Source organism: Streptomyces sp. NBC_01116, assembly GCF_041435495.1.
Lineage (GTDB): Bacteria > Actinomycetota > Actinomycetes > Streptomycetales > Streptomycetaceae > Streptomyces.
Genome location: NZ_CP108644.1, coordinates 2,342,811 through 2,362,748 on the forward strand (window position 1 = coordinate 2,342,811; position 19,938 = coordinate 2,362,748).

Annotated in this window: 21 protein-coding genes, 1 tRNA gene and 1 pseudogene; 10 read left to right on the top strand and 13 right to left on the bottom strand. The window is 72.5% G+C overall.

Translation table 11 applies throughout. From position 1 onward, the window contains the following. Window positions 1-36: 36 nt before the first annotated feature. Window positions 37-1,233, bottom strand: a complete 1,197-nt coding sequence (locus OG245_RS10165) for a serpin family protein (protein WP_371623203.1) — start codon at window positions 1,231-1,233, stop codon at window positions 37-39. Between the two features lie 61 nt (window positions 1,234-1,294). Between OG245_RS10165 and OG245_RS10170 the strand changes: the two genes are divergently transcribed. After that, window positions 1,295-1,780: a GNAT family N-acetyltransferase gene (locus OG245_RS10170; protein WP_371623204.1), complete on the top strand. Its 486-nt coding sequence runs from the start codon at window positions 1,295-1,297 to the stop codon at window positions 1,778-1,780. 72 nt (window positions 1,781-1,852) lie between these two features. Here OG245_RS10170 and OG245_RS10175 read toward each other — a convergent pair whose 3' ends face one another. Next, complete coding sequence (locus OG245_RS10175) at window positions 1,853-4,027, bottom strand: DHA2 family efflux MFS transporter permease subunit (RefSeq protein ID WP_371623205.1); 2,175 nt, start codon at window positions 4,025-4,027, stop codon at window positions 1,853-1,855. Between the two features lie 170 nt (window positions 4,028-4,197). Between OG245_RS10175 and OG245_RS10180 the strand changes: the two genes are divergently transcribed. After that, on the top strand, window positions 4,198-5,436 hold the full coding sequence (locus tag OG245_RS10180) for a peptidoglycan-binding protein (protein WP_371623206.1): 1,239 nt from the start codon (window positions 4,198-4,200) through the stop codon (window positions 5,434-5,436). A 235-nt stretch (window positions 5,437-5,671) separates the two neighbouring features. Further along, the gene (locus tag OG245_RS10185) at window positions 5,672-6,337 is read left to right on the top strand and encodes an HAD-IA family hydrolase (protein WP_371623207.1); all 666 of its coding nucleotides are present in this window, start codon (window positions 5,672-5,674) and stop codon (window positions 6,335-6,337) included. Between the two features lie 115 nt (window positions 6,338-6,452). On the opposite strand, the gene OG245_RS10190 is transcribed toward OG245_RS10185, so the two are convergent. Then, window positions 6,453-7,187 (bottom strand): ABC transporter permease, encoded by a 735-nt coding sequence (locus OG245_RS10190; RefSeq protein ID WP_371623208.1) that lies wholly within the window; start codon window positions 7,185-7,187, stop codon window positions 6,453-6,455. A 279-nt stretch (window positions 7,188-7,466) separates the two neighbouring features. Here OG245_RS10190 and OG245_RS10195 point away from each other — a divergent pair, with 279 nt between their 5' ends. From OG245_RS10195 to OG245_RS10205, 3 genes are all read left to right on the top strand, one after another. Beyond that, window positions 7,467-8,111 (top strand): HNH endonuclease family protein, encoded by a 645-nt coding sequence (locus OG245_RS10195; RefSeq protein ID WP_371623209.1) that lies wholly within the window; start codon window positions 7,467-7,469, stop codon window positions 8,109-8,111. A 137-nt stretch (window positions 8,112-8,248) separates the two neighbouring features. Further along, complete coding sequence (locus OG245_RS10200; protein WP_371623210.1) at window positions 8,249-10,042, top strand: alkaline phosphatase D family protein; 1,794 nt, start codon at window positions 8,249-8,251, stop codon at window positions 10,040-10,042. A gap of 84 nt (window positions 10,043-10,126) precedes the next feature. Then, on the top strand, window positions 10,127-10,576 hold the full coding sequence (locus OG245_RS10205) for a DoxX family protein (RefSeq protein ID WP_371623211.1): 450 nt from the start codon (window positions 10,127-10,129) through the stop codon (window positions 10,574-10,576). A 158-nt stretch (window positions 10,577-10,734) separates the two neighbouring features. Here OG245_RS10205 and OG245_RS10210 read toward each other — a convergent pair whose 3' ends face one another. After that, window positions 10,735-11,523, bottom strand: a complete 789-nt coding sequence (locus tag OG245_RS10210; RefSeq protein ID WP_371623212.1) for a superoxide dismutase family protein — start codon at window positions 11,521-11,523, stop codon at window positions 10,735-10,737. Between the two features lie 197 nt (window positions 11,524-11,720). Between OG245_RS10210 and OG245_RS10215 the strand changes: the two genes are divergently transcribed. After that, window positions 11,721-12,524, top strand: a complete 804-nt coding sequence (locus OG245_RS10215; RefSeq protein WP_371623213.1) for a DedA family protein — start codon at window positions 11,721-11,723, stop codon at window positions 12,522-12,524. 43 nt (window positions 12,525-12,567) lie between these two features. Here the strand turns inward: OG245_RS10215 and OG245_RS10220 are convergent, their stop codons facing one another. The 4 genes from OG245_RS10220 to OG245_RS10235 all read right to left on the bottom strand — a co-directional run bounded on the left by OG245_RS10220 (window position 12,568) and on the right by OG245_RS10235 (window position 14,051). Beyond that, complete coding sequence (locus OG245_RS10220) at window positions 12,568-12,792, bottom strand: DUF2277 domain-containing protein (protein WP_371623214.1); 225 nt, start codon at window positions 12,790-12,792, stop codon at window positions 12,568-12,570. A gap of 93 nt (window positions 12,793-12,885) precedes the next feature. Beyond that, the gene (locus OG245_RS10225; protein WP_371623215.1) at window positions 12,886-13,350 is read right to left on the bottom strand and encodes a hypothetical protein; all 465 of its coding nucleotides are present in this window, start codon (window positions 13,348-13,350) and stop codon (window positions 12,886-12,888) included. A gap of 133 nt (window positions 13,351-13,483) precedes the next feature. Further along, window positions 13,484-13,828 carry a hypothetical protein gene (locus OG245_RS10230; protein ID WP_371623216.1) on the bottom strand — a complete coding sequence of 115 codons (345 nt, stop codon included), beginning with the start codon at window positions 13,826-13,828 and terminating at the stop codon, window positions 13,484-13,486. 4 nt (window positions 13,829-13,832) lie between these two features. Continuing rightward, on the bottom strand, window positions 13,833-14,051 hold the full coding sequence (locus OG245_RS10235) for a hypothetical protein (protein ID WP_007459297.1): 219 nt from the start codon (window positions 14,049-14,051) through the stop codon (window positions 13,833-13,835). Between the two features lie 147 nt (window positions 14,052-14,198). On the opposite strand from OG245_RS10235, the gene OG245_RS10240 reads away from it, so the two are divergent. Further along, window positions 14,199-14,822 carry a histidine phosphatase family protein gene (locus OG245_RS10240; protein ID WP_371623217.1) on the top strand — a complete coding sequence of 208 codons (624 nt, stop codon included), beginning with the start codon at window positions 14,199-14,201 and terminating at the stop codon, window positions 14,820-14,822. A gap of 49 nt (window positions 14,823-14,871) precedes the next feature. On the opposite strand, the gene OG245_RS10245 is transcribed toward OG245_RS10240, so the two are convergent. After that, a complete protein-coding gene (locus OG245_RS10245; RefSeq protein ID WP_371623218.1) occupies window positions 14,872-15,774 on the bottom strand; it encodes an inositol monophosphatase in 903 nt (300 codons plus the stop codon). Window positions 15,775-15,829: 55 nt separating this feature from the next. Further along, window positions 15,830-16,498, bottom strand: a complete 669-nt coding sequence (locus OG245_RS10250) for a GNAT family N-acetyltransferase (protein WP_371627854.1) — start codon at window positions 16,496-16,498, stop codon at window positions 15,830-15,832. A 275-nt stretch (window positions 16,499-16,773) separates the two neighbouring features. On the opposite strand from OG245_RS10250, the gene OG245_RS10255 reads away from it, so the two are divergent. Beyond that, on the top strand, window positions 16,774-17,241 hold the full coding sequence (locus tag OG245_RS10255; RefSeq protein WP_371623219.1) for a nuclear transport factor 2 family protein: 468 nt from the start codon (window positions 16,774-16,776) through the stop codon (window positions 17,239-17,241). A gap of 635 nt (window positions 17,242-17,876) precedes the next feature. On the opposite strand, the gene OG245_RS10260 is transcribed toward OG245_RS10255, so the two are convergent. Together OG245_RS10260 and OG245_RS10265 are read right to left on the bottom strand one after the other, a co-directional pair. Then, on the bottom strand, window positions 17,877-18,425 hold the full coding sequence (locus OG245_RS10260; protein ID WP_371623220.1) for a DUF6313 family protein: 549 nt from the start codon (window positions 18,423-18,425) through the stop codon (window positions 17,877-17,879). A gap of 374 nt (window positions 18,426-18,799) precedes the next feature. Then, window positions 18,800-19,189, bottom strand: a pseudogene (locus OG245_RS10265) (SAM-dependent methyltransferase); the annotation flags it as partial. On the opposite strand from OG245_RS10265, the gene OG245_RS10270 reads away from it, so the two are divergent. Then, a complete protein-coding gene (locus tag OG245_RS10270; protein ID WP_371627855.1) occupies window positions 19,163-19,588 on the top strand; it encodes a DUF4209 domain-containing protein in 426 nt (141 codons plus the stop codon). The pseudogene OG245_RS10265 and the gene OG245_RS10270 sit on opposite strands and share 27 nt — an antisense overlap. Window positions 19,589-19,647: 59 nt before the next feature. On the opposite strand, the gene OG245_RS10275 is transcribed toward OG245_RS10270, so the two are convergent. Beyond that, window positions 19,648-19,722 (bottom strand) — tRNA-Val (locus tag OG245_RS10275). Window positions 19,723-19,938 lie beyond the last annotated feature (216 nt).

Genomic DNA, 19,938 nt, shown 5'->3' on the forward strand with positions numbered 1-19,938 from the left:
GTCGTCCGTGGGGATGACGGGGACCGCCGGCAGGCCTCAGGCGATCGGGGCGACCGGAGCCTCCGCCTGCCAGGCGGTGAACAGCGGGGTGTCCTCGGACCCGGCCAGCACGACGACGCCGAAGGGACGGTTGAAGGCGATGTGGCGCGCCCGCTCCTGCCGGGGTGCGGCGCCCGGACGCATCGGGACCACCGTCACGGCCGCGGCCTCCACGCCCTCCTCGACGATCTTCAGCACGGCCTCCTGGACCACGGCGGAGACGGCGAGGCGTTCCGGCGAAAGGCCGGAGAAGTCGGCGGCGTCGGAGGTGGCCAGCCGTACGCCGAGGGCGGGCAGGTGATCGGTGACGGGCACCCGGGTCCGCAGGCCGAGGCGTGGCAGCCCGATGGTCACCCGGTCGGCGTCCAGCAGGGCTCCCGCGCCCCGGGGCGCCCATCCCACGGGCAGCACCCGGCCGGCCCCGGCCCCCGGCTCTCCCAGGACGAGGCGGACCCGGGCCCCGGGCAGGCCGCCGGGTTCCCTGGCACAACGCAGCTCGACGACGTACGTGCCGTCCACCGTCCGGACGTCGGCCGGCGGCACGTCCTTGATCATGGTCGGCACCGGGCCGACCGCCCCGGCCGCGTCGGTGAACAGCAGGTTCCGCGTCCGCACGCCCTCGAACGGATCCTCCCAGCGGGCCTTCAGCGCCAGGACGTTGACCAGGGCGAGCAGGGTCGCGTCGGTGATCGCCGACGGCAGCCGTTCGATCAGCCCTCCGGTGGCCTCGCGGACCCAGGCGTCGACGGCCGCCGGGTCCATCGGGTCGAAGCGGACGTCCGGAAGCGCCTCCTGGTACGCGGGGAGGACGGGTACCCGGCTCCAGACCCGGGTGGCCACGCCCAGCGCCCCGGTCCCGGCCAGCGTGCGGGCCACCTCCGTGACGGCCGGCGCGGCCTCCCGGTCCGCGGTGCCCAGGAGGGCCCTCAGCTCGGCGGCGGTCGCGCCGCGCGCACCGGCGGCCACGGCGGCCAGGGCGAGCCAGAGCCCGGCGGGCGAGCACACGAAGTCGGCGCCCCTCCCCGTCCCGTCCGGGCCCTCTCCTGCGGCCATGCCGTCCCGTATCCAGCGCGCGGCGAGGCGCTGGACGGCTCCGGTCGCGGTCGCTGCGTCGGTCGCGGTCACCTCGGTAGCGGCATCGGTCGCGGTCACACCGGTCGCGGCGTCGGTCGCGGTCGCGGACACATCAGTCACTACTGCCCCCTACACATAAATTGCTTCGCCTCCCGGCCGTGCGGCAGCAAGAATGCCCCACATGACCTGGACCGTGGCCGCCGAACGATTCGACTCCCCCGACGCGAGCGCCCTGCGCCGCGACTACTACGACGAGGTGGCGAGCCGGTACTGGCAGCGGCCCGCCACCACCGCGGAGATCGACGACGGGCTCGACGACGACGGCGCCGACCTGCTCGTACCGCCGACCGGGCAGTTCGTCGTCGGCCGGTACGGGAGCAAGGCGGCGAGCTGCGCCGGGCTGCTACTGACGGAGGCCGCCGGTCCGGGCACGGCGGAGCTGACGCGGGTGTACGTGCGCCCCGCGTTCCGGGGCACGGGCGGTGGCGGGCTGCTGCTGGCCGCGGTGGAGGAGGCGGCGAGGGCGTACGGCGTACGGCTGCTGCGGCTGGACACCCGCGGCGACCTGGTCGAGGCGCGCGGGCTGTACACGAAGCACGGGTACCGGGAGGTGCCGGCGTTCCACCGGCGCCAGTACGCGGAGCACTGGTTCGCCAAGGAGCTGTGACGCGGCGTCCGGCCTGTCGGGCGGCGCCCCGGACCGGTCTCCGGGCGCTCAGGCGGATGCTCAGGCAGGCGCTCAGGCCGGCGGGTGGCGCCGGCCGTGATCGTCGCGATCGTCGGGGCTCCGTCCGTGATCGCCGGGACTCCGGCCGTGATCGTCGTAGCCGTCGAGGCTCCGCCGGTGGGCCTCGCGCTCGTCCTGGCGCAGGTGGGCCTCGTGGTCGCGAGGAGGCTTCGGATAGGGGGGCCGCTCCCTGGTCGAGCCGCTGACCTCGGCGGTCAGTTCGCTGACGAGCCTGATCAGGTCGGTGGGGCGCTCGGGACCCCACCAGTCGCCGAGGAGTTCCGCGAGGGAGTCCTCACGCGCCTGCGAGAGCCGCACGACGGCCTCGGCCCCGCTGTCGGTGAGGATCATCTGCAGGCCCTCCCGGCGGGCCAGTCCGCGTTCCTCGACCTGCCGGGCCGCATCGGTGATCACGTGCAGCGGTACGGGCGCCGTCTCGGCGAGCCGGGCGGGTTCGACGGTGCCGTGCCGCTTGATCCGCAGGAGCAGCCAGCTGGCGGCGGGCAGCAGGTCGTACCCCGCCCGCGCGGTGATCTCCTCGTAGATCTCACGGCGGCCCTCCCGGGTGGCCAGCACCGACAGTGCGCGGGCGCACTCGTCGTACGAGGAGCGCTCGACGGGGTTGGAGGCGAGGGTCTGGCTGGTGTCGGGGGCGGTGACCGAGCCCCGGAGCCTGTCCTCGCGGAGGAACCAGGCGAGGACGAAGGCCAGGAGGACCACCGGGACGGCGTACAGGAAGACGTCCGTGATGGACGTGGAGTAGGCGCCGAGGACGGAGGGCCGCAGGTCGGCCGGGAGCTGCCCGATGGCCCGGGGGTCGGCGGCCAGCCGCCCCGCGTCGACGCCCGGCGGCAGCGACTGTCCGGCGAGCGCGTCCGTGAGCTGCCCGGTCAGCCGGTTGGCGAAGATGGTCCCGAAGATGGCCACGCCGAACGCGGAGCCGATGGACCGGAAGAACGTCACGCCGGAGGTGGCGACACCGAGGTCCCGGTAGGAGACGGAGTTCTGGGCGACCAGGACGAGGACCTGCATCACCAGGCCGAGACCGGCGCCGAAGACGAAGAAGAAGGCGCTCATGAGCCAGGTGGAGCTGTTCTCGTCGAGCTGGTGGAGCAGCAGCAGCCCGACGGCCGTGATGGCCGTGCCCGTGATGGGGAAGACCTTCCAGCGGCCGGTGCGGCTGACGACCTGGCCGGAGCCGGTCGAGGTGATCAGCAGGCCGATCACCATCGGCAGCATGTGCACGCCGGACATCGTCGGGGTGATGTCGTGGACCACCTGGAGGAAGGTCGGCAGGTAGGTCATCGCGCCGAACATGGCGAAGCCGATGACGAAGCTGATCACGGCGACGAGGCTGAAGGTCCTGATCCGGAACAGTTTCAGCGGCAGTACGGGCTCGACCGCGCGCCGCTCGACGGCGACGAAGACCACGAGCAGCACGACGGCGAGCACCGCGAGACCGATGATCTGCGGGGAGCTCCACGCCCAGGTCGTACCGCCGAGGGAGGCGACGAGCACCAGGGCGGTGGCGACGGCCGCGATGAGGAAGGTGCCGAGGTAGTCGATGGTGTGCTTCTCGCGGCGGACCGGGATGTGCAGGACGGCCGCGATGACGACCAGCGCGACGACGCCGATCGGCAGGTTGATGTAGAAGACCCAGCGCCAGCTGAGGTGTTCGGTGAAGAAGCCGCCGAGGAGCGGCCCGAGGACACTCGTCACGCCGAAGACCGCGCCGAAGAGCCCCTGGTACTTGCCGCGTTCGCGCGGGGTGACGAGGTCGCCGACGATCGCCATCGACAGCACCATGAGACCGCCGCCGCCGAGTCCCTGGAGGGCGCGGAAGCCGATCAGCTGGGGCATGTTCTGGGCGACGCCGCAGAGCGCGGAGCCGATCAGGAAGATCACGATCGCGGTCTGGAAGAGCTTCTTGCGGCCGTACTGGTCGCCGAGCTTGCCCCACAGCGGGGTCGCCGCGGTGGCCGCCAGCAGGTAGGCGGTCACCACCCAGGACAGGTGGTCGAGACCGCCGAGCTCACTGACGATCGTCGGGAGCGCCGTGGAGACGATGGTCTGATCGAGTGCCGCGAGCAGCATGCCCAGGAGCAGCGCTCCGATCGCCACCAGGACGCTCCGGTGGGACTGTCCCTCACCGGGCGCCGGGGGTGACGGGCTCAGCTGCTGGGCCACGGGCGTCTCCTCGATCCGCTGAATCAACTGACCACCTGATCCACTACACCCCCATCCTGGCCGTTTCACCCCGATATGGCCTGCCGGGGACGGGCCGAGCCCCAGCAGGCCGTTGGGCTTCCCCGGAGCGGGCTGCATAATCGCAGGCAGTTCAAGGGAGGGGACCCACGATGACCGGACACGCCTGCCCGGAGTGCGGGAGACGGAAGGCCGGGGAGCCCGGCACGGAGCACCGGACGCCGTGCCGCTGCGCCGTCGGCGCACCGACGGCGCAGCTCACGGAGGACGAACAGCGCGCCGCCCGTACGGCGGAGATCGCCGCGGCCGAGGACTTCGACCCGCTGCGCATCCGGCCGTACGTGACGCTGACGGACCACGCAGGACCGGCCGGGGACGGGGGCTGGGACGGGGGGCCCCGTTCCGGGTCCGGTACGTGGGAGAGCGCGGCGACCGGGACCGGCCCGCCGGGCCCCGGCACCGCGGGGACTGCTGGCGCTGCGGGCGCCGCGGGCGCCGCGGGCGCTACTGGGACCGGGGAGCCTGCGATCGACCCGGGTGCGGCGGCGGCCACGATGCCGCTGTTCCTGGCGGGCGGCGGCCCGGACCCGGACATGAGTACGGGCGTGGGTGCGGGCGCAGGCGCGGGCGCAGGCATGGGCACGGGCGGCCTCGGCGGCCCTGGCGACACCGGCAGCCCCGGCGGCGCCGCGTACCCCGCGCCGCCGGACGGAAGCCGCAGACGCACGCCGGGCGCGGGCCCCGCCTTCGGCTCCGACCCCGTGCGACCGCGCCGCAGGCGCCCCTTCGGGGCGCTCGCCGTGGGGGCGGCCGTGGCCGCGGTGGTCGGCACGGCGGCCTTCGCCGGCGGGCTGTTCGGCGGCGACGACGGCACGGACGAGGCGCTGCCGGAGGCGACCACGAGCGTCCCGGACACCGAGGAGGAACCGGCCGCGTCGGTGGCCCCGTCGCCCTCCGCGTCGACCGCTCCGCCCGCTACGCGGTCCCCCTCGGCCACACCGTCCGCATCGACGTCCCCGTCCGCCTCGCCGACGAGGAGCCGGGAGCCCTCCCCGACCACCAGCGCGTCCGCGTCGCCGAAGGCGAGCGCGTCGCCCACCGCGACCGACGGCGCCCCTCCGGCCACGCAGCCCACCGACGCACCTCCGGGGCTGACCGGCGCCTCGCTGCGCCCCGGCGACCGCGGCCCGGAGGTCACCGAGTTGCAGAACAGGCTCAAGGAGGTGTGGCTCTACGCGGGGCCGTCCGACGGGAACTACAACGACCAGGTGAGGAGCGCCGTGGTGATCTACCAGTCCTACCAGGACATCGACGGCGATCCGGTGGGCGTGTACGGGCCGAACACCCGGGGCGTGCTGGAGGCGGAGACGAACGGACGCGGACGCCACTGAGCCCGGCAGCCCTTCCGCCCGGCGGAGGGATTGGCGTTCCGGCTCCGGTTTTTGTATCGTGATGGAACAAAGTAGCTCCCGCCCGCACTCCCTGACCGGCGGGCGGGGGTTGCTCTGTTCACCGCACGCGGTACCGCACCCTCGTACCGCGCACCCTTCACAGCCCGTGTACGCCATGCCCCGCGGCACGCGCACCCGGGCTGTTCGCACACCTCCCCGCGTCCTGGAGCAGCCGATGCCTCCCACCGTCCTCACCGCACACGCCCTCCTGCTGGACATGGACGGCACCCTCGTGAACTCCGACGCGGTGGTGGAGCGCTGCTGGCGGCGCTGGGCGATCGAGCACGGGCTGGACCCCGAGGCAGCGCTCAAGGTGGTCCACGGCCGTCAGGGGTACGCCACGATGGCCGTCCTGCTCCCGGACCGCCCGATGGAGGAGAACCACGCGGACAACCGGGTGATGCTCGCCGAGGAGACCGCCGACGTCGAGGGCGTCGTGCCGATCGGCGGGGCACCCGCGTTCATGGCCGCGATCGCCGAGTTGCCGCACGCCCTGGTGACCTCCGCCGACACCGCGCTCGCGACGGCCCGGATGGCCGCGGCCGCGCTGCCGATGCCCGCCGTCCGCGTCACCGCCGAGCAGGTCGGCGCCAGCAAGCCGGACCCCGAGGGCTTCCTCAAGGGCGCGGCGGAGCTGGGCTTCGGCGCGGCGGACTGCATCGTGTTCGAGGACTCCGAGGCGGGCATCGCGGCGGGCCGGGCGGCGGGCATGCGCGTCGTGGGCGTCGGCCCGCGCGCGGCGGCCCTCGCACCGGACGCCCATGTCGACGATCTGACGCAGGTGCGCGTGGAGGCGGCCGGGGACGGCTCGATCCGCCTGCACATCACCGAGGCCGCCTGAGCCGGACCTCCCGGGCCGGACCGCCCGGACCTCCCGGGCCGGACCTCCCGGGCCGCACCTCCCGGGCCGCACCCCCTGGGCCGGACAGGGCACCCCCGGGGCTCAGTCCCGGGGCTCAGTCCCGGTGCATCAGCCCGCGCGCGACCAGCTCCAGGACCGTGGCGACGGCGACCACCTGGACCGCCATCAGCGCCACCAGGACGAACAGCTGCACGGCGCCCGCCTCCACGGGTGAGGCGCCGCCCAGCAGCATGCCCACGAACGCCCCCGGCAAGGTGACGAGCCCGACCGTCCTGGTCTGATCGAGCCCGGGCAGCAACGCGTCCGACGCCGCCGGCCGGACGATCTCCAGCCGGGCGTCCCGGTCGAGCAGCCCGAGGGCCATGCCCGCCTCCACCTCTCCGCGCCGGCCGGCCAGTTCGTCCAAGGCGCGCCGCCCGCCGAGCACGGTCGCGGTGAGCGCCCCGCCGATGAGGATGCCCGCCACCGGAATGAGCGCCAGGCCCCGGACCGGCACGAGCCCCGTGAGCAGCAGCGCCCCCACCACGGGCAGCACGCCCGCCCCGATCGGCACCGCCGCCCAGCGCCAGGTGCGATTGCCGGTGACCCGGCGCCCAGCGGTCCACACGGCCACGGCGAACATCAGCGCCACGAAGCCGAGGAGCGGCGCCAGGGAGCGGACCACCCAGCCGATGAGCAGGGAGACGGCGGCGAGTTGGACCGCCGCCCGCACTCCGGCGACGAGGATCTCGCGCGACCGGCCCAGCGAGGCCCACGCGGCGACGGCGGCGGCGAGGACCAGCAGGACCGCGAGGACGACGCCGAGGGTGAGGGAGACCGGTAGCAGCACGCGGCAACGATAGGACGCCCCAGGGCCACCCCCCGGGGGCGCGCCCAGGAACGCGAGCGCCCCCGGGCCACCGAACGACGCCCAACACCACCCGGACAAACCACCCGTGACGGTTCCGCGCGCTCCCGCGATCCGTCACTCCCCTTGCACACCCCTTGATGTGACGTGCACATGTCGCCACTCTGTTACCTGACGCCCACCCCACGGAAACCTGGCGTCGCCACGATGGGCGGGCCTCCTCACGCCCGCCCAAGCACCCCCCACATCAAGGGAGTTCGCATGTCCGGTGTCTACGCGCGTCGCCTCTCCGTCGTCGCCGCAACCGCCGCGCTCGCCGCCACGTCCACCCTGTTCACCGCCCCGAGCGCGCAGGCCGCCATGCCCACCCCGGTCAGCGCGGCGACCGCACGCACCTACCTCGGCCAGCTCTCGGTCGGCGCGGAGGGCTCGTCCAGCGGCTACAGCCGCGACAAGTTCCCGCACTGGATCACCCAGTCGGGAGCCTGCAACACCCGCGAGGTCGTCCTCAAGCGCGACGGCACGAACGTCCAGCAGGACTCCTCCTGCGCCGCGGTCAGCGGCAGTTGGTACTCGCCCTACGACGGCGCCACCTGGAGCGCCGCCTCCGATGTGGACATCGACCACATGGTCCCGCTCGCCGAGGCCTGGCGCTCCGGCGCGAGCAGCTGGACCACCGCCCAGCGCCAGTCGTTCGCCAACGACCTGACGCGCCCCCAGCTCATCGCGGTCACCGACAACGTGAACCAGGCCAAGGGCGACAAGGACCCGGCCGAGTGGATGCCGCCGAGTTCCTCGTACAAGTGCACCTATGTCCGCGCCTGGGTCCACGTCAAGAAGCAGTACAACCTGACCGTGGACTCCGCCGAGAAGAGCGCCCTCCAGTCCGCCCTGAACGGCTGCTGACCGCCACCCCCGGCCGCCGGCCGACCCCCTGACCCGTCCGTCCGCACGGCACCCGGCCCACCGGAACCCGTGCACACTCCTCCCGCGTTCTGTACGTTACGGACCCCATCCGTGACGGCGTCGCGAGGAGATATCACATGGCCGGGCTGCGCCTGGGACCACTGCTGCGGTACGTCGACTGGGAGTCCGGGACCACCGCGACCGTCTGGGTCGAGGCGAGCCGTCCGTGCACCGTGGAGGTCCGGTGCGCGGACGGCGCCTCGGGGGCGTCGCCCACCTTCTCGGTGGCCGGGCACCACTACGCCCTGGTCGTCGTGACGGGGCTGACCCCCGGCTCCACCACGGCGTACGAGGTGCTGATCGGGTCCCGGCGCGTCTGGCCGCCCGACGACACCCGCCTCCCGCCGAGCACCATCACCACGCCGTCGGCGGCGGCACCGCAGGGCGCGCCGGAGGGCGCCGGGGCGGAGCCGGACGATGCCGGGGCGGACCCGGACGGGGTGCGCGTCTCGTTCGGGTCGTGCCGGTGGGCGGCCGCCCCCGGCGGCGGGCACGACCCCGTGGGCCCGGACGCCCTGGTGACCCTGGCCGCGCACCTCGCCGCGGATCCGGCGGCCGAGCGGCCCGACGTCCTGCTGCTCCTCGGCGACCAGGTGTACGCGGACGAGACCTCCGCGGCGACCCGGCGCAGACTCGCCGCCCGCCGGGACCTGGACGAGCCGCCGGGCACGGAGATCGCGGACTACGAGGAGTACACCTACCTCTACGACGAGTCGTGGCGCGATCCGGAGGTCCGATGGCTGCTGTCCACGGTCCCCAGTTGCATGATCTTCGACGATCACGACGTGATCGACGACTGGAACACCAGCGCCGCCTGGCAGCGTGAGATGCGCGCCACGCCCTGGTGGCACGAGCGGATCGTCAGCGGGCTGATGTCGTACTGGGTCCACCAGCACCTGGGCAATCTCTCCCCCGCCGAGCTGGCCGCCGACCCCGTGTACGCGGCGGTCAGAGCCTCGCCCGACGGCACCGGGGCGCTGCGCCGCTTCGCCGCCGGGACCGACGCGGATCCCGCCCGCACCCGGTGGAGCTACCGGCGTGTTTTCGGCCGAGTACGGCTGGTGATGGTCGACACCCGCGCGGCCCGCATCCTGGCCGAGGACCAGCGGGCGATGCTCGACACCGAGGAGGCCGTCTGGCTGCGCGACGCGGTCCTGGACGACCCTTCTTCATACGATCATCTCCTCATCGGCAGCTCCCTGCCGTGGCTGCTGCCTCCGCTCGTCCACGACGCGGAGCGCTGGAACGCCGCCCTGTGCGCGGGCGTACGCGGGCAACGCTGGGCCCGCTTCGGCGAGAAGCTGCGCCGCGCGTCCGACCTGGAGCATTGGGCCGCCTTCCCGGAGTCCTTCGACCGGTTCACGGAGCTGCTGCGGGAGGTGGGGAGCGGCCCCGACGCCCCGGCGACGGTTTGCGTCCTCTCGGGCGATGTGCACCACGCGTACATCGCCGAGCCACGGTGGCCGAAGTCCGATCCCGGACCGGGCTCCGCCCCCGGGACGGGTTCCGGTCCCGGGGCCGGGGGCGCCCCCGCCTCCCGCATTCTCCAGCTGACCTGCTCTCCCGTGCACAACTCGATCCCCCGGTCGATCCGGACGGGTTTCCGTTTCGGCTGGAGTCGGGCGGGCCGACGGATCGGCCGACTGCTGAGCCGCCACGGCCGCACGGGACCGTCACCGGTGACCTGGCACAAGGCGGGCGGCCCCTGGTTCGGCAACCAGCTCATGACGCTCTCGCTGCGTGGCCGGAAGTCTGCGCTGACATTGGTCCAGGCCAGAGCGAGCAAGCAGGGAGCCCAGCTCGAAGCGGTTCTTGAGCGTTCACTCACCCCTGAGAATGAGGCGATTTTCAGCCACTCGACCAAATGTTGAACTTGCAAGCACTGGTGAGGTTTCCCTAACCTGTGGCGCTCAATCGGTTCACGTCCCCACCACGACCGAAGGAGCACACCCCCCATGCTCATCCGCTTGAACCAGGCCCAGCCCTACGTTCTCAGCCTCTTCCGCTTCGTCGTCGGCCTGCTCTTCGCCTTCCACGGCGCCGCCACGCTCTTCGGAGTGCTCGGCGGCAACGAGGCGGAGACGGGCGCCTGGCCCGGCTGGTACGCCGCTCTGATCCAACTGGTCTGCGGGGGCCTGGTCGCCCTGGGCCTGGGCACCCGTGCCGCGGCCTTCCTCGCCTCGGGGTCGATGGCCTACGCGTACTTCAAGGTCCACCAGCCCGAGGCGTTCCTGCCGCTCCAGAACAACGGCGAGGCCTCGGCGATGTTCTGCTGGGCGTTCCTGCTGCTGGTCTTCACCGGACCGGGCGCCGTCGCTCTGGACCGCTTCTTCGGTTCCCGGAACACGGCGGCCAACGGCGAGGGCACGCCCCGGCGCGAGAAGGCCCCGGCCGTCTCGGTCTGACCACCGCCCCGCGGCACCGCCCGGCCGGCTCGCCGTTGACCCGCGGCTTCCTCGCACGGAGCGGCGGGGACGTACGGCGGTGCCCCGACCTCCGGTGATACGGAGGAGCGGGACACCGCCGTACGCCGCGTCGTCGGCCCGGAGGTGCGGAGCCCCCGTCAGCCCTGCCCGCGGGGCCCGAACGGCACCGTGAAGCAGGCCGCCCGCTCACCCGCACCGCCCTGCCGGTCGTGGATGATCACCGACCGCGCCCCGCCCTCCCGGAAGCCCCGGCCGTGCAGGGCCTCCGCACGCCCGTCGCCCTCCTCGTCCGTCCGGAAGTCCAGCCACACCTCGTTGACCGGGTCGGCGGTCGCCGCCGGACGGTGCTGGTAGTGGGGCCCGGCGGCGGCGGGATCGGCGCCGCAGGGCGAGGTGTGCACGTGCATCCCGTACGCACGGCCGGGCACGAGCCCCCGCAGCCGGGCCCCGACCCGGGTGCCGGACGGGTCCGCGAACTCGGTGACCTCGATCCGCGCGCCCGCCGGCACCAGACGGGTGTCGTACGTCAGCGCGTCGGACGGGACGAAGGAGCCGGGCGGGGAGAACACCCCCGCCGCCCGCATCCACGAACCGCCGCCCGCCGCGGCCACGCCGTCGACGCGGCTCGGGTCTCCACCCCCGCCCGGCTCCTGCGCCGAGGGCACCGCCGCAGGAGCCCCGTGCGCGCCGTGCGCGCCGTGCGCCGCGCCGTGGCCGCCGGAACCCTCGGACGCACCGCCGTCCGTACCGTGAGCGACGCCGACACCGCAGGCCAGCGCCAGCAGGGCCGCCGTGCCCGCCAGCACGCCGGGCACCCGCGCGAGTCCCCGGCCCCGCGACATCGCGTCGCCCTCTCCTCCCCCCGTGCGCCGCCCCGAATTCGGGTGCGCCGGACCGTGTCCCGTCCGTACCATCCAAGCCGTCATGCGCTGCTCCTCGCTCGTGCCGGTCGTTCTCCCCGCCTAACGGGCACAAGGCCTCCAGGTGTGCGTGACCTGCACAACATCACCCGCCCTGGGGGATGTCCGCATGCCCCTCACGCGTACGCTGTACAGCTGAACCTGCCGCCCCTGCCGCTCCCCTGCGACGTCGCGGCGTTGACACGATCGGGGAGTAGTAGACGGTGCTAGAGAGTGTGGGCGCGCTGACCAGCAGCCCATGGATCTACGCGGTGGTCGCCCTCTCCGTTCTCCTGGACGTCTTCCTCCCCCTGCTGCCCAGCGGTGTTCTCGTCATCACGGCCGCCACGGCGGCGGCGGCGGGCAGCACCACCGTCAGCGGCGCCGGCGGGCAGGTTCCCTCGCTCGTCGTGCTGATCCTGTGTGCGGCCACCGCCTCGGTGCTCGGCGACCTCGTCGCCTACCGGCTCGCCTGGCGCGGGGGCGACCGGCTGGACCGGGCCATCGCGCGTTCCCGGCGTCTCACCTCCGCGCACGAACGCCTCGGCGCGGCGCTGAGCCGCGGCGGCGGTGCACTGGTGATCATCGCCAGGTTCGCGCCCGCGGGCCGCTCCGTGGTCTCCCTCGGCGCGGGCGCCGCCCACCGCAGGAAGCGGGACTTCCTTCCCTGGTCCGCGCTGGCGGGCCTGGCGTGGGCGGGTTACAGCGTGGGGCTCGGCTACTTCGGCGGCCGGTGGCTGGGCTCGACCTGGTTCGGCACGGCCGTCTCCGTACTGGCCCTGTTCCTGGCGGGCGCGCTGGCCGCGTTCGTGGTGAAGCGCCCGGCGACCCGGACGGTGACAACGACCGAAGCCGAAGTCGAAGCCGAGGCTGAGGCGGAAAAAACGGCAGCGGCAGCGGCAACGGAGGTCAGGACGCACCCGCTCGTGCCGGCGCCCGCATCCGCCCCCGGCACCGCTCCCCCGGGTGGGCCGACGTCCCTCGGCGGGCCGGGACCGGTGTCGGCGCCCGCGCCGGCCGCCCCCTGACCGGACGGATGCTGCGGAGGGGCCGACGTACGGGCGGTGGGCCTCAGCCCCGGGCCGCGGCGCCCCGTATCTCCAGGCCGTCGAGCAGCTTCATCGTGGCTGCGGTGATCTCGTCGACGGCCTGGTCGAAGACCTCCCGGTTGTGCGCGGCGGGCGCGCGGAACCCGGAGACCTTGCGTACGTACTGAAGGGCGGCGGCCCGCATGTCCTCCTCGGTGGCCTCTTCGGGGAGGGCGGGCGGGCGGAGCGTCTTGATGCTGCGGCACATGACTCCAGTGTGGACCGCCCCACTGACAACGCACACCCGTCGCCGCCGCCCGCCCCGCCACAAGGCCGGTTCGCCCGCCCGTCCGCCCGTCGCTCAGCTGCTCCGCAGCTGGTCGCGCGGGTTCGACCGGTCGGTGCACAGGGCCCAGATGACGAAGACGTCGATCGCGATGGTGACGATGGCCCAGACCGGGGTGTACGGAAGCCACATGAAGTTGGCGATGAGGTTCAGGGAGGCGAGAACGACACCCGCGGCGCGGGCCCAGGAGGCGCCCTTGAGGATGCCCCAGCCCACGAGGATGAGGATCACGCCGAGGATCAGGTGGATCCAGCCCCATGAGGTCACGCTGAACTTGAAGACGTAGTCGTTGATCCGCGTGTAGACGTCGTTCGAGGCGATCCCCGCGATGCCCTTCAGCACGCCGAGGATGCCGTCCACGAAGAGCAGGACACCGGCGAACACCGTTCCCCCGGCCGCCCACGGGCTGCCGGAGTCACCACCCGGGCGGGGATCGGCGGGGCGCGAGGCGCCGGGTGCGGGCGTGTTGAACTGCGACATGAGGACTCCTTGGCCGGAACAGGCGCCGGGCGCCTGTTGTCCTGACCTGCCCCGGTGGTGCGGGCAGATCAGCTCCGACGCTCCTCCCGGCCTCGGGTCAGGGCCACCCGGACGCGCCCGTTCGGGTGAGGCGTCACGGCGCGCTGACCGTGACGACGCGTCCCTGGGCGTCGACGGTGAGCGCCACCCGCTCGACGCGGTTGACCAGGGCGACGCCGGCCCACACGACTCCCCACGCCAGGCACGAGAAGACGGTGAGGAAAGCGTGCAGCACGTGGTTCACCGGCTGCCCGCGCACCAGCACCACCTGGCTCTCCGAACGCGACTCGACGCGCCAGCCGCTCGCGATGCGCCGGCTGACGATCCAGTCCAGGATCAGCGCGCGCTGTGTAGCGTCGGGCGGCCCTCCCCCGGCGACGTAATAGCCGGGCGGCGGTTCGATGGAGGCGCTCTCCCGTACCGTTCGACGACGTTTCACGGGATCACTCCCAGGTGTCGAGGTCGCCGCCCCGCCATTCGATCAGCCCCGGCCGGTCCAGCTCGACGACCTTGTCGGGGCCCGGAGCGAACCCCGCGGCCCGCAGCAGCGCGGCCACCTCGCCCCGCCCGTGCGCCAGGCCCACGATCTGCCCGTGCACGGTGACCCGCCGCCCTCCGGTCGCGGAAGGCGGATAGACGATCACGGGCGGGTGCTCGGCCATGCCTCCACGGTGCCCCGGCCGCTGCCCCCACGCATCCCGGGGGGGGCGGGCCCCTCTTCCCCGCCCACCTCGGCGGAACCGTCCGATCCCGGCCCGGCGTCCCCGCAGACGTTCGTACGATCATGAACCGCGACGGAGGACCCGCCCATGACGGCAAGGGCTGCCCGCTACCTGTACCTCACCCGGCACGGCCAGGCGTCCGCCGACGAGAGCACGCTGACCGACGACGGCCGCCGCCAGGCCGCCCTGCTCGGGGAGCGGCTCCGCGGGTCCCCCATCACGGCGATCCACCACGGCCCGCTCCCGCGAGCCGAGCAGACGGCGCGGCTGGTCGGCGAGCGGCTGGCGGGCGTTCCTCTGCTGCGGTCCGAACCCGCCGGCGACTACATCCCGTACCTGCCGCGACGGGAGGAGCTGCCGGCGGAGTCGGCCGACGAGATGCTCGCCCGGCTGGCCGGGTTCCCGGCGGCGGAACGCGAGCAGGGCCCCGGGCTGGCCCGGCAGGCCCTCGCACGGTTCACCGGAACGGTCGAGGGCGACGAGCCCCGCCACGAACTGCTCGTGACCCACAACTTCCTCGTCGGCTGGCTCGTCCGGGCCGCGCTGGACGCGCCGGAGTGGCGCTGGCTGGGCATCAACCACGCCAACGCCGCGCTGACCGTCATCCGTTACGCGCCCGGCCGCCCCCCGGCCCTCCTCCTGTTCAACGACACCGGCCACCTGCCCGCCGAGCTCCGCTGGACCGGCTTCCCGCCCGAGCTGCACGTCTGAGGCAGACGCGGCGCAACGGGCACACGCGCGCCTCGGCATGGGCAGTGGCTCAGGAACTCCGCACCCGACCGCGGATCAACGACAGCAGCAGCCCGTGTGTTTCGAGGTCAGCCGCCACGACGAGCCCGCGGCCCCCCGGCCCGACCGGGCCGCCGTCGACCCCGGTGACGACGCAGCCGGCGGCCCGGCACAAGGCGATCCCGGCGGCGAAGTGCACGCTCCCGCCCAGGTCGCCGCCGTCGGTGACGTAGGCGGCCCTCCGGCCGGCGGCGACCCAGGCCAGTGCGAGCGACGTGGAGACGACGCGCGGGCGGAAGCGCTCGACGAAACCGGGGTGCGCGAGCAGATCGACGGCACGGAAGCCGGGCGCGCCGGGGAAGGGCGGATCGAGGTTCACGTCCACCAGCCGGGTGTCCGCGGTCGGCGCCAACTGCTCCGCGCCGTCGGGTCGTCGCCGCGGAACGGAGCCGGGGACCTGCCCGCCCGGGTCGCCGCCCCCGCCCCCGTACATATCTCCGTACGGGCCGCCGCCCCCTTCCGGGCCGTACCGGACCCACGCGGTCTCGCCATCCGTGAGGAAGACCTCGCCGCTGAACGGATCGGCCACCGCGGCCGGACCGTCGCGCAGCGCCACGTTGACGGCGACCAGTCGGGAGCCGGTGGCGTAGTTGAGCGTCCCGCACAGGGGGTCCACCAACCACTCGCGCACCGCGCCGGCCGCGCCTCGCCGGCCGCCCTCCTCGCCGTGCACCGCGTCCTCGGGCCGGGCAGCACGGAGGACGTCGAGGATCGCCTCCTCGGCCGCCACATCGGCGTCGGTGGCGAAGTCCCCGGCCCCTTTGTCGATACGGGTGTGCCGGCGCCCGTACCGGGCGCGCACGACCTCGGCCCCGGCCAGCGCCGCGGCCGCGGCCACCTCGGTGTCCGTGGGGCTCGCGGGTGAGTCGATCATGGCGAGCAGAGTAGCGGGAGGCCGCAGCCGTCGTGCGGAGAGCCCGGCAGAGCCCTCACGCTCCCCCGGCGTCCTGCCCCTGGCCGCGGGCGAGCAGCAGCACCTCCGAGCCGACCGGGCGGAACCCGGCGGCCTGGAACGCCCGGATGCTGCGGGCGTTGCCCGCGGCCTGCTGCGACCAGAGCGGTTCGCCCGGGGGCACGAGGTGCCGTGCGGCGGTGGCGAGGGCGCGGCCGAGGCCCCGGTGCCGGGCATCCTCGTCGAGCTCGACGGCCACCTCCCAACGCCCCGCCACCCCGCGTCCGAGCACCAGCACTCCTCCGTCGGCCTCCCACATCCGCACCCCGTCCCGGCGCCGGCGGGCACTCGTCACCCGCGGGTGGACGGGATCGGTGACCTCCCGCAGCTCCAGCCCGGGTTCGCCGGGCAGCGAGGACGCCACGGTCAGGAGGTCGATCGTGTCGGTGACCCGCCCGGTGCGTTCCAGGAGGGCCGTCAGGAAGCCGGGGTGCATCGTGGCGGCCAGCGCATCGCATTCCAGGGCGGCCAGCGTCGTATGGACCCACTCGGGATCCTCGTCGGTGAACACGACCGAGTGCGCGGTGAAGGCGATCGCTCCCGTGTCGCGAGCACTCGGCGCGGCCACCACGGTCGTCCTCCCGTCGGTCTCCGGAAACCGCCCGCGCGCCGCCTCGTCCAGGATCTCCGCCAGCGTCTGCCCCATGAAGTGCCCTCTCCTGTCCCGTCGCCCGGCCGGACCGTCGCCCGGGCGGGCCGTCGTACGCCGCAGCCCGCGTCGCCGCACGGAGGCGATGGACGACGAAACGTTCATCCTTCTCTCTCCCTCGGCACACCGATTCAGAGTAGGCCGGTCCTTCGGCATGACGTCCGCCATGACCTCCGACGTAATCGACCGCGGCCGCCCACCCCGGCAGGATCGAACCCATCGACGCGGAGCCGGCCCCGACAGGCCCCGCGCCCAACAACGAGGAGAGCACCATGTCCGTCACGCCCTCCACCTCCACGGCGAGCCCGGCCGACACCGCGCCTTCCTCCGCCGAAACGACCCGGGCCGTGGTCCAGGACTTCCTCGCCGCCCGGCTGGCCGGTGACACCGCCCGGCTCACGGCGCTCTTCGCCGACGAGGTCGACTGGCTGCTCGCCGAGAACCCGGCCGTGCCGTGGATCCGCCCCCGGTCCACGGCCGCCGAATGCGCGGCCCAGTTCACGGAGTTGATGGAGCACACCGTGCCGGAGGTCGCGCGCGCCTCCGTCGACGCTTTCCTCGTCGACGGCACCGACGCCGTCCTGACGGGCCACGTGTCGGGGACCGTGCGGGCGACGGGCCGATCCTTCGAGGGACCGTTCGCGCTGCGCCTCACCGTCGAGAACGGCCGGATCACCCGGCACCACCTCTACGAGAACAGCCTGTCGATCGCGGAGGCGGTGAGTGACCGCGCGCGTTGACCGTGGACGCGAGGGAGACGCCGAGGGCCCCCGACCATGATCGGCCGGGGGCCCTCGTGCTGGTGGGCGCGGACGGTTTCGAACCGCCGACATCTGCGCTTTGTAAGTCCGTCCGGGCGCGAGGCTCACATGGGGACCACTTCAGAACGCAGCCCCACACGCGCCTCGCGTGAACGTCTATGACTGCACTCGTGTGTAGACGTTGCCGTCAAGAAGTGCCGTCACGTCCGGGGCTGTTCCCCTTCGCCTCCTAGCGGTGCACGGTCAGAACGGTGGCTCACGCCGCCGTCTGGGCTCCCCCGGTGGCTGATCAGGGTCGGGTGGCGGCTCGGACCCAGGAGGCCGGAACGGCAGTTCCGGACCTTCTTCTGGCCTCGACCAAGTCCTCCACCAAGCAGTAGGCCCGCGGGAAGGTGACTGCCGGTCTGCCAGCTCCGGGGCCGGTGCACCTGAGACAACAAGCAGATCCAACAACATTCTTCGCGTCAGGGCTTGGTCAAGGTGCTCCGCAACACCTTCCGCTCCCCACCGAACCACAAGTTCCGCCGCCCTTGATAGGCCTTCGGCGGAGGCACCAGGGAAGGCGAGAGCCAGAGACGCCCTCACGATCTCAACTGCGTCTTCTGCCCGCACGCCTAGCGCCTCCGCTCACACACGATGCAAATACCCATCTGGGCGGTGATCACCAATACTAGGTGCGCCGTGTCTTTGGCCTGCTTCAGGCATTCGTGTCGGTCCAGGTGGGCAAACTGCTGAGTGGAGAGGACATCACGTATGAAAACCTCCCAGTGGTCTTGTGCTCGGCTCCAGTCGTTCCGATGGGCTACCCGCACCCAAGCATCAACGAAGTTCTGCTGCGCGTAGGTGCCGTGGAAGTATCCGCGCAGGTCAGGAATGCGACCAGGTGGCTTGAGCCGCTGCCCCCAGGTACGTCGACGGAACAGTCTCTCGGTGGAGATGGCCTTAACACTGCTGATGCGCTGCGCAATAACATGGCCAGCGACACCACCGATAATTGCCGGCACAAGCAGCCAGCCGAGGATGGACGGTAGCCAAAGCGCAAGGCGGTTGGGCGGGTCAATAAGCGTGAAGGCTTTGTAGACCGATTTGGCTGATGTCGCACTAGCTGCGTATATGAAGAGAAGCGTCGCGCCGAAGGCGAGCGGAACGCCCCAGTCGATCACCCACTGAGTCAGACCCTTGAGCGCCTTTCTCGACCGCCTGACGCGGCGCAACTTCCTCACAAGTCCGCTCTTGCCAGGAGCCAGTTTGAGGTCAGGCGGAATCGGAAGTGGTCCCCCGGGCACAGCGTCCCCCGATCTACTGGGCACGCGGTAGTGCAGCTGACGCTGCGGCGTGCCCTGGTGAACGGGATTCTGCATCAAGAACGGGATCTAAGCCAACTAGCCAAGGGGAGAGGGGAGTCGGTCGCACCATCTTTGCGAGGAAGCCGCCGTCACTCGCTTCCGGCTGGACTTCCGCTGACCAGAACTCCGAACTTAGGCATGGTTCATCCAGTGTCGTAGACGGTACGGCGCGCCATGACCCCGTCCGCAGGTCAGGGCCGTTGGTCGGCACTGCAGGCGGGAACCGTACCGACGGCCAGGAGGTGCGAGCTGGCGGCGAGGAGTTCCGGGTACGGCCCTGCCATGCGGGCCGCGTCCATGGCTGAGGCGATCAGCTCATCCGTGGGACCTGCGCCCGGCTGCCGCTCCGCCGCCTTCACCAGCGACCAAGCGGGGCCCTCGATACCGAAGACCTGCACGCCCTCCAGTCCGGAGGCGACCAGCTCCGTCACCAGCTCTTCGGCCCGGTGGAAGTACGACAGGGTGAACCCCCGCGCTCCGTCGTAGACCGCCGTCTCCAGAATCTTGGAGACTGAGTTGTGAATCCGTTCCGTGTGCAGGTGTGCGTACGTGACGTGCTCGAAGAGCGACGCATAGCGATTGTTTCATTCGCTACTGGTCCGGAGACACCGAAGGGGCGACCTTCACCATCGCGCCTTAAAATTGAGACGCTAGCCCGAAATCTGGTGCTAGCGCTTGACGCAGGCGTATACACACTACAGAGAGACGAAAAGCCAGGGCAGTACCCCGGCCTGGGATACTTGCTGGGCGTTCTACGCAAAAAAGACATGCATGAATCGTGGTACCGAAGCATCCTCACCATTTGCGGAAACCCAGCGGGCGGGTGGAACCTGCGCAACGAGATCGCTCACGGCTTCATACTCGCTGCTGGGTCGCCTGCGGCAGCCCTGCTGTTCCAGTGCGTGATCTACCTTTGGGGCCTCGGTGCGAAGGCACAGAACGTTGCCGCTGGGGTGGAGGCAGAAGAAGATCAAACCTGACTGCCGTCATCTACTACCGTCGACGTCCCCGCAGCGGCTCGCTGCGGGGACGTTCTGGCTGGTGGGCGCGGACGGTTTCGAACCGCCGACATCTGCTTTGTAAGAGCAGCGCTCTACCCCTGAGCTACGCACCCGTGGATGAGGCAACAGCGTACATGGACCCGGGCCCCTGCTCATAAACCGTTCCTGGCCGGAGCCGGGCCGAGGCCGGAGCCGGGCCGAGGTCGGGGCCGAGGCAGGGACCGAGGTCGGGGCAGGGCCAGGGATCGTGGTCGGGGCAGTGGCCGGGATCGAGGTCGGAACCGGGCCAGGAGCGGGACCGCGGCCGGGGGTTAACCCCACCACGAGAC

What these genes read in the sequence shown, in the direction of transcription:
- OG245_RS10195 (WP_371623209.1), top strand. Translation starts at nt 7,467, where the DNA reads ATGTCCGGTGTCTACGCGCGTCGCCTCTCCGTCGTCGCCGCAACCGCC.
- OG245_RS10220 (WP_371623214.1), bottom strand. Translation starts at nt 12,792, where the DNA reads ATGTGCCGCAGCATCAAGACGCTCCGCCCGCCCGCCCTCCCCGAAGAG.
- OG245_RS10170 (WP_371623204.1), top strand. Translation starts at nt 1,295, where the DNA reads ATGACCTGGACCGTGGCCGCCGAACGATTCGACTCCCCCGACGCGAGC.
- OG245_RS10245 (WP_371623218.1), bottom strand. Translation starts at nt 15,774, where the DNA reads ATGATCGACTCACCCGCGAGCCCCACGGACACCGAGGTGGCCGCGGCC.
- OG245_RS10185 (WP_371623207.1), top strand. Translation starts at nt 5,672, where the DNA reads ATGCCTCCCACCGTCCTCACCGCACACGCCCTCCTGCTGGACATGGAC.
- OG245_RS10205 (WP_371623211.1), top strand. Translation starts at nt 10,127, where the DNA reads ATGCTCATCCGCTTGAACCAGGCCCAGCCCTACGTTCTCAGCCTCTTC.
- OG245_RS10250 (WP_371627854.1), bottom strand. Translation starts at nt 16,498, where the DNA reads ATGGGGCAGACGCTGGCGGAGATCCTGGACGAGGCGGCGCGCGGGCGG.
- OG245_RS10235 (WP_007459297.1), bottom strand. Translation starts at nt 14,051, where the DNA reads ATGGCCGAGCACCCGCCCGTGATCGTCTATCCGCCTTCCGCGACCGGA.
- OG245_RS10210 (WP_371623212.1), bottom strand. Translation starts at nt 11,523, where the DNA reads ATGACGGCTTGGATGGTACGGACGGGACACGGTCCGGCGCACCCGAAT.
- OG245_RS10180 (WP_371623206.1), top strand. Translation starts at nt 4,198, where the DNA reads ATGACCGGACACGCCTGCCCGGAGTGCGGGAGACGGAAGGCCGGGGAG.
- OG245_RS10200 (WP_371623210.1), top strand. Translation starts at nt 8,249, where the DNA reads ATGGCCGGGCTGCGCCTGGGACCACTGCTGCGGTACGTCGACTGGGAG.
- OG245_RS10225 (WP_371623215.1), bottom strand. Translation starts at nt 13,350, where the DNA reads ATGTCGCAGTTCAACACGCCCGCACCCGGCGCCTCGCGCCCCGCCGAT.
- OG245_RS10255 (WP_371623219.1), top strand. Translation starts at nt 16,774, where the DNA reads ATGTCCGTCACGCCCTCCACCTCCACGGCGAGCCCGGCCGACACCGCG.
- OG245_RS10240 (WP_371623217.1), top strand. Translation starts at nt 14,199, where the DNA reads ATGACGGCAAGGGCTGCCCGCTACCTGTACCTCACCCGGCACGGCCAG.